This window comes from Pseudomonas nitroreducens (assembly GCF_010994165.1).
Classification (GTDB): Bacteria; Pseudomonadota; Gammaproteobacteria; order Pseudomonadales; family Pseudomonadaceae; genus Pseudomonas; species Pseudomonas nitroreducens.
The window spans coordinates 234,428-249,934 of record NZ_WMBX01000005.1; the positions used below are offsets into that span (position 1 = coordinate 234,428).

Genomic DNA, 15,507 nt, shown 5'->3' on the forward strand with positions numbered 1-15,507 from the left:
CCCGTACTGGTTTTTCCGGAGTTTGTCATGCCCCTCGTCCTGCGCCCCGCCGTCAACGACGACGCCGGTTTCGCCGCAGTCTGCGTGGCCGCCGCCTACGCCCAGTGGATACCCACGCTCGGCCGCAAGCCGGGGCCGATGCTGGATGACTACCACGCCATCATCGCCGAAGACCGCGTTCTGATTGCCGAGCAGGACGGCGCCCCCGTCGGCCTGCTGGTGATGCGCGAGACCGACGAAGGTTTCCTGCTCGACAACATCGCCGTGCTGCCCGAGTGTGCCGGCCAGGGCATCGGCCGCACCCTGCTGATCCATGCCGAGGTAACCGCCGCGCAATTGGGCTACGCGTCGTTGTACCTCTATACCAACGAGCGGATGACCGAGAACATCGAACTGTACGCGAAGAACGGCTATCAGGAATACGCGCGCAAGGTCGAGAACGGTTTTCGCCGCGTGTACATGCGCAAGCAGCTCTCCGTGTAGGAACGAGCCTGCTCGGTAACCATCGCGCCCCCCGGGACGCCCGAAGTTCGCCCGAGCCTTGTTGGCGAGCAGTCTCGCCGCTGGCGCACCAGCATGGTGCGCAATTGCCGCCAACGCACCGCAACCGCGCCGAAACCTGACCAAGTGGACAGTCTGCAGCACCACCGTCGATCCCGCGCCATACCCGAGCGGCACAAGGGGAAGCCGCGGCCACGCACTATCCTGGCGCAGCCGGCACGCTGATTGCTCTGTCTTGAGCATCCATCTTTCAGCAACAGCCCATGAACGCACCGGTCACCCTTTTCCACCCCGCCTGGCACGCCGAGCTCGAGCTGGCTTATGCCCGCATCGGTGACTGCACGCGCCCGGTCAGGCGGCGGCATCTTGGCCCTTTGCGGGTGCAGAAGCACCTGTATGCCGAAGGCCCGGAGGTGTGCCAGCACATCATCGTGCACCCGCCCGGCGGCATCGCCGGTGGCGACACCCTGAACCTCGACATTCGCGCCGGCAACGACAGCTGGGCGCAGCTCACCAGCCCCGGCGCGGCCAAGTGGTACCGCGCCGGCTGCCCGGCAAAACAGCAGCTGGACATCCGCGTCGGCCCCGGTGCCACGCTGGAATGGTTGCCGCAGGAAACCATCGTCTACTCCGGCGCCCAAGCCGAGCTGACCACCCGTATCGATCTCGAAGCCGACGCCCGGTTGTTCTACTGGGACATGGTCGCCCTCGGCCGCCCGGCCAGTGGCGAGCGCTTCGACGACGGCCACTTCGCCGCCGCCCTGGACATCCGCCGCGACGGCCAGCGCCTGTGGCACGAACGCCAGCGCGTGACCGGCGGCGACCGCCTGCTCGACTCGCCCATCGGCCTGGCCGGCTACCCGGTGATGGCCACGCTGATCACCAGCGGACAGATCGACGCGGCGCTCATCGAAGCCTGCCGCGCCATCCCCTACCAGGGACATGGCAACCTCACCCAACTGCCCGGCCTGGTGGTCGCCCGCTGCCTTGCGCACGAGGCGCTGCACGCCCGCGCCTGGCTCATCGAACTCTGGCGCCGGCTGCGGCCGGCGCTGCTCGGCCGCGAGGCCGTTCCTCCGCGAATCTGGAGCACTTGAGATGGACCTGACGCCCCGCGAAAAAGACAAGCTGCTGATCTTCACCGCTGGCCTGGTCGCCGAGCGTCGCCTCGCCCGTGGTGTGAAACTCAACTACCCGGAGGCCGTGGCGCTGATCTCCGCCGCGCTGCTCGAAGGCGCGCGAGATGGCCAGACGGTCGCCGACCTGATGCACTACGGCACCACGCTGCTGAGCCGTGAACAGGTGATGGAAGGCGTGCCGGAAATGATCCCGGAGATCCAGGTGGAAGCCACTTTCCCGGACGGCACCAAGCTGGTCACCGTGCATCAGCCCATCGCCTGATCGCGCGCCATCCAACAAGGGTGCAGCGACAATGGCGGATGAAGCGTTCCGCTTCATTCGCCCTACGAACCTGAGGAACCGACATGCTCATCCGCGACGCCAGCCAAGCCGACCTCGGCAGTCTGCGCGACATCTACAACGACGCCGTGCTCAACACCACCGCCATCTGGAACGAGGTCGCCATTGACCTGGAGAACCGCCGCGCCTGGCTGGAACTGCGCGCGCAGCAGGGCTTCCCGGTGCTGGTGGCCGAAGATGGCGGCGAGGTGGTGGGCTACGCCAGCTACGGCCCGTGGCGCGCCTTCGACGGTTTCCGCGAGACGGTCGAGCACTCGGTCTACGTACGCGCCGACCAGCGCGGCAAGGGCCTCGGCCCTATCCTGATGCACGCACTGATCGAGCGCGCCCGCGCCCAGAGCCTGCACGTGATGGTCGCGGCCATCGAAAGCGGCAACGCGGCGTCGATCCGCCTGCACGAGCGCCTGGGCTTCATCACTACCGGGCAGATGCCGCAGGTGGGCCAGAAGTTCGGCCGCTGGCTGGACCTCACCTTCATGCAATTGAACCTCGACTCACGGAGCGCTCCATGACCCCAGGCGAATACGACCTCCAGCCCGGCGAGATCGAACTCAACGCCGGCCGCCGCACGCTCGCCCTGACGGTGGCCAACAGCGGCGACCGGCCGATCCAGGTCGGCTCGCACTACCACTTCTTCGAGACCAACGATGCGCTGCTGTTCGATCGCGACACGGCACGCGGCATGCGCCTGAACATTCCTGCCGGAACAGCAGTGCGCTTCGAGCCGGGGCAGAGTCGCGACGTGGAACTGGTGGAACTGGCGGGCGAGAGAAAGGTTTACGGCTTTGCCGGGCGGGTGATGGGCGCGCTCTGACAGCCCCTCACCCCGCCCCTCTCCCAGAGGGAGAGGGAGAAAAGCAGCCCGCTGCGGCGGGATGGATCAGCGCGCCGATCAGCCCCCTCTCCCTCCGGGAGAGGGTTGGGGTGAGGGCGAAACCAATGCAGGGATCGACCAGGGAGCCCCGATGAAAATCAGCAGACAAGCCTACGCCGACATGTTCGGCCCCACCGTCGGCGACCGCGTGCGCCTGGCCGACACCGGCCTGTGGGTCGAAGTGGAAAAGGACTTCACCGTCTACGGCGAGGAAGTGAAGTTCGGCGGTGGCAAGGTCATCCGCGACGGCATGGGCCAGGGTCAGCGGTGCGCCGCGCAGGTGGTCGACACGGTCATCACCAACGCGCTGATCATCGACCACTGGGGCATCGTCAAGGCCGACGTGGGCCTCAAGCACGGCCGCATCGCCGCCATCGGCAAGGCCGGCAACCCGGACATCCAGCCTGGCGTGACCATCGCCCTGGGCGCCAGCACCGAGGTGATCGCCGGCGAAGGCATGATCCTCACCGCCGGCGGCATCGACACGCACATCCACTTCATCTGCCCGCAGCAGATCGAAGAGGCACTGATGAGCGGCGTCACCACCATGATCGGTGGCGGCACCGGGCCGGCTACCGGCACCAACGCCACCACCTGCACCTCCGGCCCGTGGCACATGGCGCGCATGCTCCAGGCCGCCGACGCCTTCCCGATGAACATCGGCTTCACCGGCAAGGGCAACGCCAGCCTGCCGCTGCCGCTGGAGGAGCAGGTGCGCGCCGGCGCCATCGGCCTGAAGCTGCACGAGGACTGGGGCACCACCCCGGCGGCCATCGACAACTGCCTGTCGGTGGCCGACCGTCTCGACGTGCAGGTGGCGATCCACACCGACACCCTCAACGAATCCGGCTTCGTCGAAACCACCCTGGCCGCCTTCAAGGGCCGCACCATCCACACCTACCACACCGAGGGCGCCGGTGGCGGCCACGCGCCGGACATCATCAAGGCCTGCGGCTTCGCCAACGTGCTGCCCAGCTCGACCAACCCGACGCGCCCCTTCACCCGCAACACCATCGACGAGCACCTGGACATGCTCATGGTCTGCCATCACCTGGACCCGAGCATCGCCGAGGACGTGGCCTTCGCCGAGTCGCGCATCCGCCGCGAGACCATCGCCGCCGAGGACACCCTCCACGACCTCGGCGCCTTCAGCATGATCAGCTCCGACAGCCAGGCCATGGGCCGCGTCGGCGAAGTGATCACCCGTACCTGGCAGACCGCCGACAAGATGAAGAAACAGCGCGGCGCCCTGGACGGCGACGGTGCGCGCAACGACAACTTCCGCGCCAAGCGCTACATCGCCAAGTACACCATCAACCCGGCGATCACCCACGGCGTGGCCCATGAAGTGGGCAGCATCGAAGTGGGCAAGCTGGCCGACCTGGTGCTCTGGCGCCCGGCTTTCTTCGGCGTGAAGCCGAGCCTGATCCTCAAGGGCGGCGCCATCGCCGCAAGCCTGATGGGCGACGCCAACGCCTCGATCCCGACGCCGCAGCCGGTGCACTACCGGCCGATGTTCGCCAGCTACGCCGGCAGCCGCCACGCCACCTGCCTGACCTTCATCAGCCAGGCGGCATTCGACCTCGGCGTGCACCAGGAACTGGGCCTGCGCAAGGCCATCGGCGTGGTGAAAGGGTGCCGCAGCGTGCAGAAGACCGACCTGATCCACAACGCGTACCTGCCGAACATCGAGGTCGATGCGCAGAACTATCAGGTGCGCGCGGACGGGCAGTTGCTGTGGTGCGAGCCGGCTGATGTGCTGCCGATGGCGCAGCGCTATTTTCTGTTCTGAGCCGCTTCACCGGACCGGCGCGCAACGCCCGGTCCGGTTCTCCTCATTGCGATAAATCAAGCTTTTTCCGATCCCGCCGCCCGCCCATGGCCGATTGAGATTCGTCTTATTCGGCCAGCTGAACCGCAGCTGAACAATGAGCCCACTGATCCAGCGCGCCCTACGCAGCTGGACGGGCAGGGCTCTGAAGTCCGGAGTGCTGCCCTCCCCTTGCCTGACGCGATCAGGCGCCATCTCCCGGTGCAGGAAGGATCCGCTCTTGGAAGCCCAAGCTTCCGCTCTTCAGCCAGTGAACGGCTCCTTGCGCCGGAATACGCATTCGCTCACCGAGTGAGCGGGCGCAAGGAGGAATGCAATGCGCTTCAAGAAAACTCTGCTGGCCATCCACGTCGCCCTGGCCGCCGGCATGCTTGCCCATAGCGGAGGCGCCGCCGCCGGCTCCTGCTCGGTAGACGGCTCGACGCTGAACTGCACGACCAGCATCTACTGGGCCCCTGGCGATACGTCGACCTACGAAAAGATCGTGATCGATACCACTGGCGAGAATCAGTCCTTCACGCCCACCGGTTTCGGCATCTACGGCAACAGCTCGAAGTACACCCTCAAGGATGTGTCGATTACCACGGCCTCCAGCAAGTCGGACGCCATTCAGGCCAACAACGGTGGGAGCAAGATCTCCATCGACAAGCTGCACATCGTCACCAAGGGCAGCTCGGCGGACGGCATCAACGTGACCGAGAACGCGCTCAACTCGGAAGTGCGTGTCGGCGACGGCGCCATCATCACCGCCGAAGGATCGGGTATGGGTGTGCGCGCCAACACCTCGAAGAACGGAGGCAAAAACCTCATCGAACTGGGCGCCGGCGCGCAGATCACCACCAACGGAAGTGGCGCGAATTCGATCGACGGAACGGGTTACGCTGTCTATGCAGGCAATCGCTCGCTGTCCGCCAATACCTACTGGGGCGACGCCGAAGTAATTCTCGGCGACGGCAGCACCATCGTCAGCAAGGGCAGCTCTGCCCATGCCGTCTATGCCAACCGCGGCGGCGTTATCCGCCTCGGCGATACCAGTATTACCACCGAGAAAACCAACGCATACGGCATCTACGCGCAAACGGCGGCAGACAAGAACGGCGACCGTGGCGGCCAGGTCTACCTGGGCGGCGACACCAGCGTCACCGTCACCGATGGCAACCGTGCGCTCTACGCCTCCGGCGCCGACTCGCTGATTCGCGCCGAGGCAGCCTCGGTGTACCGCCTGGACAGCAGCGCGGCCAGTGACGTGCAGAACCGCAAGGGCGTTGCCCTGTATGCCGACAAGACCGGCGTCATCGACCTGAAAATGGCCGCCGGCTCCTACCTCAACGGCACCACCAGCACCGCCACCGACGGCGTGATCGACCTCGCCATGGACGGGGCTACCAGCCAGTGGTTCATGACAGGCAACTCCAACCTCACCAACCTGACGCTCACCAACGGCGCGCAACTGGTCTATGACCGCCACGACGAACACGGCGCATACACCTACAAGACCCTGACCGTGGATGGCGATTTCAGCGGTGGCGGCCATCTGGTCATGAACACCTACCTGGGCGACGACACCTCGGAAACCGACAAACTGGCCATCGCCGGCAGCACCTCGGGCGAGACCCGCGTCACGGTCAACAACACCACCGGGCTGGGCGACGAAACCGAACAGGGGATCGAGATGATCACCGTCGGCGGCACCTCCGCGGGCGAGTTCAAGTCCGACCGCGTCACCGCTGGGGGCTATGAGTACGTGCTGCGCCGCGGCGGCAGCTTCGTCGGCTCCACCGGTGCGGACAGCGACTGGTTCCTGACCTCGTACAAGCCGAACGATCCCGATCCGGAGGATCCGCCACCCGTTGACCCGCCGCCGGTTGATCCTCCACCGGTTGATCCTCCACCGGTTGATCCGCCACCAGTTGATCCGCCGCCAGTCGACCCGCCGGGCCCGGTCGACCCGACCCCGGAAGACCCCGATCCGGTCGATCCCGCGCCGGAGCAACCAGGGCCCGTGGACCCAGCGCCGAAGCCCAGCGACAAGGACCGCGTGCGCCAGCCCGAAGGCGGCAGCTACACCGCCAACATCGCGGCGGCCAACACCATGTTCCTGCACCGTCTGCATGACCGCACCGGCAACCTGACCTACGTCGATCCGGATACCGGCAAGGAAGTCACTTCCATGCTCTGGATGCGCAACGTCGATGGCTCGACCCGCTGGGAAGACAGCACCGGCCAGCTCAAGACCGAAGCCAACCGCTACGTGCTGCAGATCGGCAGCGACCTGTACCGCAAGGAAACCGACAACGGCGACTGGGTACTGGGTGTGATGGCCGGCTACGCCAACGGCAACTCGACGACCAAGTCCCGCGTCACCGGCTACCGCTCGCGCGGCGAGATCGACGGCTACAGCCTGGGCGTCTATGGCACCTGGTACGAGAACAAGGACGATGAGAACGGTGCGTACGTCGACGGCTGGATTCTCTACAACGAATTCGATGCCGACGTGAAAGGCGACCAGTTGGCCAAGGAGAGCTACGACCTCAAGGGCATCACTGCTTCCATCGAGGCCGGCAAGACCTTCGAAGTGGCGAAGACCGAGAGCGCCAGCTACTACGTGCAGCCCCAGGCGCAGGTGGTGTACATGGGCGTGAAGGCTGACAGCCACCGCGAGGCCAACGGCACCAAGGTCACCGGCAAGGGCGACGGCAATGTCATGACCCGCCTGGGCGCCCGCGCCGCCGTGCGCAGCAACCAGGAAGGCGGCTTCGCCAACACCTATGGCGTGGAGCCGTACCTGGAGACCAACTGGATCCACAACTCCAAGGACTTCGGTGCGAAGATGGGCAGCAGCAAGTTCGAGATGGACGGCGCCAGCGACATCTTCGAAGTGAAGCTCGGCGCCACCAGCAAGGTGAACAGCCGGGTCAACGTCTGGGGTGAAGTGGGCAAGCAGTTCGGCGACAACGGTTACCGCGACCAGGCGGTGACGCTGGGGCTGAAGGTCAACTTCTGATCCCACGCTGAACGGGGGCCGTCGCACGAGAGTGTGGCGGCCTTTTTTTTGCACTTCGCCTCCTCCTGGAAACACCTGACATTTCGATCAGCTTTCATCCGTCGGCCCTGTCGTACAGCTGGGCTGCTATGCTCTGCTGCTCGAAGAATCAGGTGGACCAGCGATGACGGCGATGACTCCGCAGACAAACGACCGCACGGGTATTTCGCCCGCTCTGGCCGCGTTGCGCGCAGCCACCCATGCCCTGCATGCCGACCTCGACAGTCGCTCGCCGCTGACTGCCGCGCTGACCCGCGCCGACTACCTCGATCATGCCGCCCGCGTTCTCGGCTGGATGCGCCCGCTGGAGCAGGCACTCTGGCCGCTCTGGCCGGACGCCGACGATGCAGCCCTGCGCCGGGGCAAGAGCCGGTGGCTGGAAGACGACCTGCGGGCCGGCGCCCACGCCGAAGAGCCCATGGCCGACTGCCCCTGGGTACCCAAGCCGAGCTGCCTGGCCGAAGCCTTCGGCATCGCCTATGTCGCCGAAGGCGCGACCCTTGGCGGACGCGTACTCTACAAGCGCCTCAAGACCTCCCTCGATCCCCTGCCGCTGCGCTGGCTGCAAGGCTACGGCGAGCACACGGGCGAGCGCTGGGGCAGCTTCCAGCGCCTGCTGGCCGAACACGTCAGCACCGCCGAAGACATCGCCCTTGCGCAACAGGCGGCCGTACAGGCCTTCACGTCGTTCCGCGACTGGGTGATCGACGCCACACCCGACCGGGCGGGCCAGGCATGAGCGATCAGCCCGTCACCCTCGCCAACTGCGAGGACGAACCCATCCATGTGCCCGGCGCGATCCAGCCCCACGGTGCGCTGATCGCACTCGACGAGCAGGGTCGAGTACTCGGCTTCAGCGACAACCTCGGCACCCTGCTGGGCATCGCCCCGCCGCTGGGCGAACCGCTGGCGGAAGCCTGCGTCGGGCCCGGCGTGCTGGCGATGCTCGCGGACGGGCTGGCCGAGCAGGGCCCCTGGGTCAACAGCGTGGAGGCACGGATCAACCGGCGCTTCTTCGACGTGATCGGCCACAGCCATGACGGCGTGCGCTACCTGGAGTTCGAACGGCGCGCTGCCGGGACCGCCTCCTTCACCACCTTCGCCCTCAACGCCCAGCGCCTGGTCAGCCAGCTGCAGCTACGCAATGACGTCGAGAGCCTGCTGATCAGCGTCACCGAGGAAGTGCGGCGGATGACCGGCTACGACCGCGTCATGGCCTACCGCTTCAACGAAGACGAGTCCGGCCAGGTGGTCGCCGAATCCCGTCGCGAAGACCTGGAAAGCTATCTCGGCCAGCGCTACCCGGCATCGGACATCCCCGCCCAGGCGCGCCGCCTGTACCTGCAGAATCCGGTGCGGCTGATCGGCGATGCCGCCTACCAGCCGGTGGCCGTGCACCCCACGCTGAACCCCGGCAGCGGCAAGCCGTTCGACCTGAGTTTCAGCACCCTGCGCAGCGTCTCGCCGATCCACTGCGAGTACTTGGCGAACATGGGCGTGCGCGCCTCGATGAGCATTTCCATCGTAGTCGGCGGGCGCCTGTGGGGGCTGTTCTCCTGCCACCACATGAGCCCGAAGGTGGTGCCCTACCCGATCCGCATGTCCTTCCAGGTGTTCTCCCAGGTCTGCAGCGCCATGGTCGAGCGCCTGGAACAGAGCCGCACCAGCGAACTCCTGCGCCAGGCTTCCGAGCGCCAGCAGGCACTGCTGCGCCGCACCCGCGACTCCGACGACCTGCTCAGCGCCCTGGCCCGCCCCGATGCCAACGTCGCCGACCTGCTGCCCTGCGATGGCGCGGTGGTGATGCTCGGCGGGCGCGCCAGCAGCATCGGCGGCGACTTCGAGGACCTGGCCGTTTCCATCGTCGCCCAGCTGCAACAGGACGACGAGCTGGACCTGTTCCACAGCGACCGCCGCCTGGATCTGCCCGAGGGCCTGCATGACCCGCGCTACTGCGGCGTCATGGCGATTCGTTTCCATCGCCAGGAGTCGGGCTGGATCGTCTGGCTGCGCCTGGAGCAGGTGCACCGCATCCGCTGGGGTGGCAAGCCGGAGAAGATCGCCAAGACCGGCCCTTCCGGCGCGCGCCTGACCCCGCGTGGCTCGTTCGAGGCCTGGGAGGAAGTGGTGCGTGGGCGCTCGATGCCCTGGACCGGTATCGATCTGAGCGTCGCCGACAAGCTGCGCACCGAACTGGTGGAACTGTGCCTGAACCGCGCCGGGGAGATCGACCGCATGCGCCAGCGCCTGATCGCCGTGCTCGGCCACGACCTGCGCAACCCGCTGCAATCCATCTCCATGGCGGCCGCGATGCTTTCCTCCAGCGACGTGCGCAATGCCGAGCTGCGCCAGCACATCACCTACTCCAGCAGCCGCATGGAACGCCTGATCAGCCAGATTCTCGAGATGAGCCGTCTGCAAAGCGGCGCGGGAATGACGGTGAAGCCGGTAGCCGCCGAGCTCTCGCGGCTGGTACGCGATATCGTCCAGGAAACCGACGTGGCCTATCCGGGCCTGTCCATCGAGACCGCCATCGAGGAAGACGTGCAGGCGCAGGTCGACCCGGACCGTTATCTGCAGGTGGTGGCCAACCTGTTGAGCAATGCCCGCCACCACGGCCGCCCCGGCCGCCCGGTGCTGGTGGAGCTGCGCCGCCAGGGCGAGCTGGCGCGGCTGAGCATCCTCAACGAGGCCGAGGCACTGGACGAGGCGCGTCTGGGCAACCTCTTCGAGCCGTTCAAGCAGGATACCGGCGGTCGTGGCCGCAACAAGAGCGGGCTGGGCATCGGCCTGTACATTTCCCAGGCCATCGTCAACGCCCATGGCGGCCGCATCGAAGTGGAACAGGCCGACGGCATCATCAGCTTCAGCGTACTGGTGCCGCTCATGCCACCCCCCTGATACCGGAATGCTCGCTCCTACAATGCAGAACGGCGCCTCGGGGCGCCGCTCTCATTTTGGAGGAAAAAGACTCAGCGCAGCTGGCTGTCCTTGCTGCCGCGACGGTTGTAGCCGCTGTGGGCGGACTGCTCCTTGTCATGCGCGGCCTGGCAGCTGACGCACAGCCGCACGCCGGGAATGGCCTTGCGCCGCGCCTCGGGAATCAGCGCATCGCACTCCTCGCAATGGGTCAGGCTCTCGCCCTTGGGCAACTGGCTGCGCGCCCGTGCAATGGCATCCTCGATGGTGCTGTCGATCTGCTCCTGAACCGCTCCGTCGTTTGCCCAGCCGCTGGCCATGGCGACCTCCCGTGGAATCTTCGCTGTACTGAAGATATGCAGGGCACTGCAAGGGATTGCAAGGGTGATGGCGCAGGAAGCGACGAGCGCATCGCCGGGAATCCAGATACGTCTGATGTTCCGAACGGGCAAGCCTGCCGAGAATCGGCAGATCTCTGTCTGCCGGAACCCCGCCATGCGCTACGCCTCCGCCTTACTCGCCAGCCTTCTTCTCGCCGGCCTTCTGCCGCGCGCCGCCAATGCCGACGCCGTCGATGCCAGCCTGCGCGATATGGAACGCTACCTGCTGCTGTACAGCGCGACCGGCGACGAACGTTTCCTGACGCGCCTGGAGAGCCTGGGGCCAAGCTTCGAGCAACAGCTGTCACAGCAGAAGAATGCCGCCAACCTGCAGGACCTCTGGCAACTCTATCGACAGACGCTGGAAAAGGTGCGTGCGGCTTACTTGCAGAAGGACGTTGACCTGCAACAAGCATTGCTGCAGACACGGGAAGTGGCCGGGCTGTTCGACACCTTCATCCTGGCGCGGGAGCCGGCACCAGACGGACTGCAAGACGAGCTGCGCGAGCTGGCGCTGCTGGAGGCGCGGCGAGCCAACGGGCGTTTGCTGGGGAAGGAAAGCGAGGGGGATGCGACACGCATCGGGGAACTGCAGGAGCTGATCGGCGAACGCCTGGCGGCACTACCCGCCGGTGCCAGCCGGGACTCCCTGCTCTCGCGCTGGAGCTACCTGCGCAAGGCGGAGAAACCCGAAGGCACTCTGCTCTATCCCTTCAACGCCCAGGTCGAATACCTGCTGGCGCATCTGCCGCGAAGTTGAGCGACGCGGGATAGGCGGTCCTACTCTTTGACTTCCATGTATTCGCGCGCCCAGATCTGGTACTCCTCGGGCAGCGTGTACTTCTTCGCCAGTTCCGAAGCGGTCAGGTCGGAGGCATGCACGCCGCGCTGCTCGCGCAGGCAGTCGTAGGTGGCCTTGATCGCGGCGAAGTAGGCGGCGTGGCCGTCGACCACAATGCGCACGCCCAGCTCGGCCAGTCGTGCATCGTCGCGCAGCTCGGGGTTGCCGTAGGACACCAGCATCAGCGGCACGGACAGGTGGCGGGAGATGGCTTCCAGGTGGTCGAAGTCGCGGATGCCGACCATGCAGATGCCGTCGGCGCCGGCGGCCTGGTAGGCCAGGGTGCGGCGGATCACATCGTCCACTTCCAGCACCTCGGCGTTGGTGCGGGCGATGATCGCCATTTCCGAATCGATGCGCGCTTCCAGCGCGGCGCGGATCTTGCCGACGCCTTCCTCGACCGGGATCAGGTCGGTGGACTTGCGGCCGAATTGCGCCGGCAGCAGCGTATCCTCGATGGTCAGCGCGGCCACGCCGGCGCGCTCCAGCTCGACGATGGTGCGCATGGTGTTCAGCGCGTTGCCGTAGCCGTGGTCGGCGTCGGCGATCACCGGCAGACGGGCGACGCGACCGATGCGGGTGGCCTGCTCGGTGAATTCGCTCAGGGTGATCAGCGCGAAGTCAGGCGCAGCCAGAACTTGTAGTGAAGCTACAGAACCGCCCAGGATGCCCACCTCGAACCCCAGATCCGCGGCGATGCGCGCCGACATGGGATCGAACACCGATGCGGTGTGATAGCAGGCTGAAGAACTCAGTAAGGCGCGGAAATCCTTGCGCAATTCGTGGAAGGAGGCTCTGTGCATGGTGGGATCCAACTGCTTGTACGGGGTGGGAGAACGGAAATCAGATAGTCGAAAACTCTTGTAGGAAAACTACAGGAATACAATGTAGCAAAACTACAAGCTACTCCCCAAGCCCTCTTTGCCACCATAGCCTTCCGACGGATACCCTGGTTTTCCCTCCGCGCTCGCGTACACTGCGCGGCCGTTTTTTCTCCGGACACTCGCGCACCATGTTCCCGACTACTGCGGCCCGCGCCCTGGGCATCGACTTCGGCACCTCCAACTCCACCGTCGGCTGGTGGCGCGCGGACACCGAACCGCTGATCGCCCTGGAAGACGACAAGATCACCCTGCCCTCGGTGATCTTCTTCAACGTCGAGGAACGCCGCCCGGTGTACGGCCGCCTGGCCCTGCACGAATACCTGGAAGGCTACGAAGGCCGCCTGATGCGCTCGCTGAAAAGCCTGCTGGGTTCCTCACTGCTGAAAAGCGAGACCACCGTGCTGGGCAGCGCCATGCCGTTCAAGGACCTGCTGGGGCTGTTCATCGGCGAGCTGAAGAAGCGCGCCGAAGCGGTCGCCGGGCGCGAGTTCGAGTCCGTCGTGCTGGGCCGTCCGGTGTTCTTCGTCGACGACGATCCCAAGGCTGACCAGGAAGCCCAGGACACCCTGGTCGCCGTGGCGCAGAAGCTCGGCTTCAAGGACGTCTCCTTCCAGTACGAACCTCTCGCCGCGGCCTTCGACTACGAGCGCAGCATCGAGCGCGAGGAGCTGGTGCTGATCGTCGATATCGGCGGCGGTACCTCGGACTTCTCGCTGGTGCGCCTGTCGCCCGAGCGTCGCGAAGTGGCCGACCGCCAGAGCGACATCCTCGCCACCGGCGGTGTGCATATCGGCGGTACCGATTTCGACAAGCAACTGAGCATCCAGGGCGTGATGCCGCTGTTCGGCTACGGCAGCAGGATGAAGAGCGACGCCTTCATGCCGACCAGCTACCACCTCAACCTGGCTACCTGGCACACCATCAACGCGGTATACGCGCAGAAGTCCCAGCTGGCGCTGCAGAACATGCGCTACGACATCGTCGACGCCACCGGCATCGACCGCCTGTTCAAGCTGATCGAGCAGCGCGCCGGCCACTGGCTGGCGATGCAGGTGGAAACCAGCAAGATCGAGCTGTCCGACACCGAGCGCCGCGACATCGACCTGATGCGTATCGAGCCGGGGCTGGTCGCCGAGCTGAGCCGCGAACTGTTCGAAGGCGCCATCGCCCCGCTGCTGGAGCGCGTGCGCGGTAGCATCACCAACCTGCTCAATTCGGCCGACGTGGACCCGGCGCGCGTGGACACGGTGTTCTTCACCGGCGGTTCCTCCGGCGTACCGGCGTTGCGCCAGAGCGTGGCGGCCATGCTGCCCAACGCCCGGCACGTCGACGGCGATCGCTTCGGCGGGATCGGCAACGGCCTGGCCATCGAGGCGATGAAGCGCTACGGCTGAGCGGTCGCGCACTGACGCCGGGACCGCCATGCGCTAGTGTGGCGGTCATTCCTCCCCGCGCCGGAGCCCGCCATGCGCCTCGTCCACCTGAGCAGCCTCCTGATGCTTTGCGCCGCCCTTTCAGCCTGCGGCCTCGGCGAAACCGCCGCGACCACGGCCACCACCGCCAAGCTGCAAGCCCAGCAGGCGCAACAGGCCCAGCAGCAGATCGAGCAGCTCAAACAGCAGATCGACGCCGCCAACGTGCAGAACCAGCAGCGCCTGGACGAAGCCCTGAAGGAAGCCGAATAAAAGCCTGCCCTGCAGATTTCTTGAACGCCCGATCCTGGCCTAGGCTCCAAGTTGAGCGAGTGAATTGCTCAACCAAGGAGAACACCATGTACAAGCGATCACTGCTGGCGCTGTTGGTACTGGCTTCGGTGGCGGGCTGCGCTTCCACCAAGGTGCAGAACCCGGTCAACTACATCACCTTCCGCGACCAGCCGCTGGTGCGCAACGTCGAGAAGGGAATGAGCCAGGAAGAAGTCCTGAAGATCGGCGGCACACCGTCGTCGACGCAGAAACGCCTGATGAAACCGGGCAGCTGCAACAGCTACATCCTCAGCAAGGACGGGCAGCAACAGCCCTTCTACGTGAGCTTCGACGGCAGTGGCCGAGTCGATGGATCGGGCTTCATGACCTGCTCCGAGCTCGACCGACACGAGCGCGACGCCCAGCCGTGATGCCCGCCCGGGCGTGACGACATGCCCCCGCCGGCCGGCGGGGGCTTTTTCCTTCGGCACATCGCCACAGTCCTGCAGGCGGGGATATTCCCGCCACGCGGTGGCCGTCTATCATCCCAGCAGCCACCTGAGGAGCCGACCATGAAATACCGCATCATCGAACTGCCCGCCTTCGACGTGGTGGGCATGGATTATCGTGGCAGCGCGCCGGGCGACAGCATTGGCCAGCTGTGGCAGCGCTTCCTGCCACGCGAAAAGGAGGTCAGCGCCAGCGCGCAGGATAAAGCCGCCTATGGCGTCTGCAGCCAGCTGCCGGGCGGCGAATTCCACTACATCGCCGGGCTGCCGGTGGAACCCGGCGCGAACGTGCCCGCGGGCATGACCCGCTACGGGGTTCCCGCGCAAAAGTACGCGGTGTTCACCCACATCGGCCCGGTCACCGCCATCGCCGACAGCTTCCAGGCCATCTATTCCAGCCTGCTGGCCCGCCACGGCCTGGAGCCGAAGAAGGGCGTGGACCTGGAGCGCTACACCGAGCGCTTCCTGGGGCCGGAAGATCCGGCTTCGGAAACCGACCTGTACGTGCCGATTTATTAGAGAACACCGACCCGGCCTTTCGTAGGAGCGAGCCCGCTCGCG

The 15,507-nt window shown here is 66.0% G+C and carries 16 protein-coding genes; 14 read left to right on the forward strand and 2 right to left on the reverse strand.

Annotated elements, in window-relative coordinates; all coding sequences use genetic code 11:
- Positions 1–27: 27 nt before the first annotated feature.
- From GJV37_RS22710 to GJV37_RS22750, 9 genes are all read left to right on the forward strand, one after another.
- A complete protein-coding gene (locus GJV37_RS22710; RefSeq protein ID WP_024766356.1) occupies positions 28–483 on the forward strand; it encodes a GNAT family N-acetyltransferase in 456 nt (151 codons plus the stop codon).
- A 281-nt stretch (positions 484–764) separates the two neighbouring features.
- Positions 765–1,598, forward strand: a complete 834-nt coding sequence (locus GJV37_RS22715; protein WP_170858905.1) for an urease accessory protein UreD — start codon at positions 765–767, stop codon at positions 1,596–1,598.
- A 1-nt stretch (position 1,599) separates the two neighbouring features.
- Positions 1,600–1,902: an urease subunit gamma gene (locus tag GJV37_RS22720; RefSeq protein WP_017518207.1), complete on the forward strand. Its 303-nt coding sequence runs from the start codon at positions 1,600–1,602 to the stop codon at positions 1,900–1,902.
- A gap of 83 nt (positions 1,903–1,985) precedes the next feature.
- Positions 1,986–2,492, forward strand: coding sequence for a GNAT family N-acetyltransferase (locus GJV37_RS22725; protein ID WP_170858904.1), 507 nt, complete (start codon positions 1,986–1,988; stop codon positions 2,490–2,492).
- On the forward strand, positions 2,489–2,794 hold the full coding sequence (locus GJV37_RS22730; protein WP_170858903.1) for an urease subunit beta: 306 nt from the start codon (positions 2,489–2,491) through the stop codon (positions 2,792–2,794). The genes GJV37_RS22725 and GJV37_RS22730 overlap by 4 nt, the downstream gene beginning before the upstream one ends.
- 151 nt (positions 2,795–2,945) lie before the next feature.
- Positions 2,946–4,646: an urease subunit alpha gene (gene ureC / locus GJV37_RS22735; RefSeq protein WP_193452966.1), complete on the forward strand. Its 1,701-nt coding sequence runs from the start codon at positions 2,946–2,948 to the stop codon at positions 4,644–4,646.
- A gap of 355 nt (positions 4,647–5,001) precedes the next feature.
- Complete coding sequence (locus tag GJV37_RS22740) at positions 5,002–7,689, forward strand: autotransporter outer membrane beta-barrel domain-containing protein (protein WP_193452967.1); 2,688 nt, start codon at positions 5,002–5,004, stop codon at positions 7,687–7,689.
- 172 nt (positions 7,690–7,861) lie between these two features.
- Positions 7,862–8,467, forward strand: a complete 606-nt coding sequence (locus GJV37_RS22745; RefSeq protein ID WP_038803382.1) for a biliverdin-producing heme oxygenase — start codon at positions 7,862–7,864, stop codon at positions 8,465–8,467.
- On the forward strand, positions 8,464–10,629 hold the full coding sequence (locus GJV37_RS22750; protein ID WP_170858900.1) for a GAF domain-containing protein: 2,166 nt from the start codon (positions 8,464–8,466) through the stop codon (positions 10,627–10,629). Before GJV37_RS22745 ends, GJV37_RS22750 begins: the two co-directional genes overlap by 4 nt.
- A 71-nt stretch (positions 10,630–10,700) precedes the next feature.
- On the opposite strand, the gene GJV37_RS22755 is transcribed toward GJV37_RS22750, so the two are convergent.
- Positions 10,701–10,967 carry a DksA/TraR family C4-type zinc finger protein gene (locus tag GJV37_RS22755; protein WP_024766349.1) on the reverse strand — a complete coding sequence of 89 codons (267 nt, stop codon included), beginning with the start codon at positions 10,965–10,967 and terminating at the stop codon, positions 10,701–10,703.
- A 175-nt stretch (positions 10,968–11,142) separates the two neighbouring features.
- Between GJV37_RS22755 and GJV37_RS22760 the strand changes: the two genes are divergently transcribed.
- Positions 11,143–11,787: a hypothetical protein gene (locus tag GJV37_RS22760; RefSeq protein ID WP_024766348.1), complete on the forward strand. Its 645-nt coding sequence runs from the start codon at positions 11,143–11,145 to the stop codon at positions 11,785–11,787.
- A gap of 20 nt (positions 11,788–11,807) precedes the next feature.
- On the opposite strand, the gene GJV37_RS22765 is transcribed toward GJV37_RS22760, so the two are convergent.
- Positions 11,808–12,671, reverse strand: a complete 864-nt coding sequence (locus tag GJV37_RS22765) for an isocitrate lyase/PEP mutase family protein (RefSeq protein ID WP_037011984.1) — start codon at positions 12,669–12,671, stop codon at positions 11,808–11,810.
- A gap of 209 nt (positions 12,672–12,880) precedes the next feature.
- On the opposite strand from GJV37_RS22765, the gene GJV37_RS22770 reads away from it, so the two are divergent.
- The 4 genes from GJV37_RS22770 to GJV37_RS22785 all read left to right on the forward strand — a co-directional run bounded on the left by GJV37_RS22770 (position 12,881) and on the right by GJV37_RS22785 (position 15,465).
- Positions 12,881–14,146: an Hsp70 family protein gene (locus tag GJV37_RS22770; protein ID WP_170858899.1), complete on the forward strand. Its 1,266-nt coding sequence runs from the start codon at positions 12,881–12,883 to the stop codon at positions 14,144–14,146.
- A 72-nt stretch (positions 14,147–14,218) separates the two neighbouring features.
- On the forward strand, positions 14,219–14,437 hold the full coding sequence (locus GJV37_RS22775; protein WP_037011987.1) for a hypothetical protein: 219 nt from the start codon (positions 14,219–14,221) through the stop codon (positions 14,435–14,437).
- Positions 14,438–14,523: 86 nt separating this feature from the next.
- Positions 14,524–14,868 (forward strand): osmotically-inducible lipoprotein OsmE, encoded by a 345-nt coding sequence (gene osmE / locus GJV37_RS22780; protein ID WP_017518219.1) that lies wholly within the window; start codon positions 14,524–14,526, stop codon positions 14,866–14,868.
- Between the two features lie 141 nt (positions 14,869–15,009).
- On the forward strand, positions 15,010–15,465 hold the full coding sequence (locus GJV37_RS22785; RefSeq protein WP_170858898.1) for a GyrI-like domain-containing protein: 456 nt from the start codon (positions 15,010–15,012) through the stop codon (positions 15,463–15,465).
- Positions 15,466–15,507: the final 42 nt, after the last annotated feature.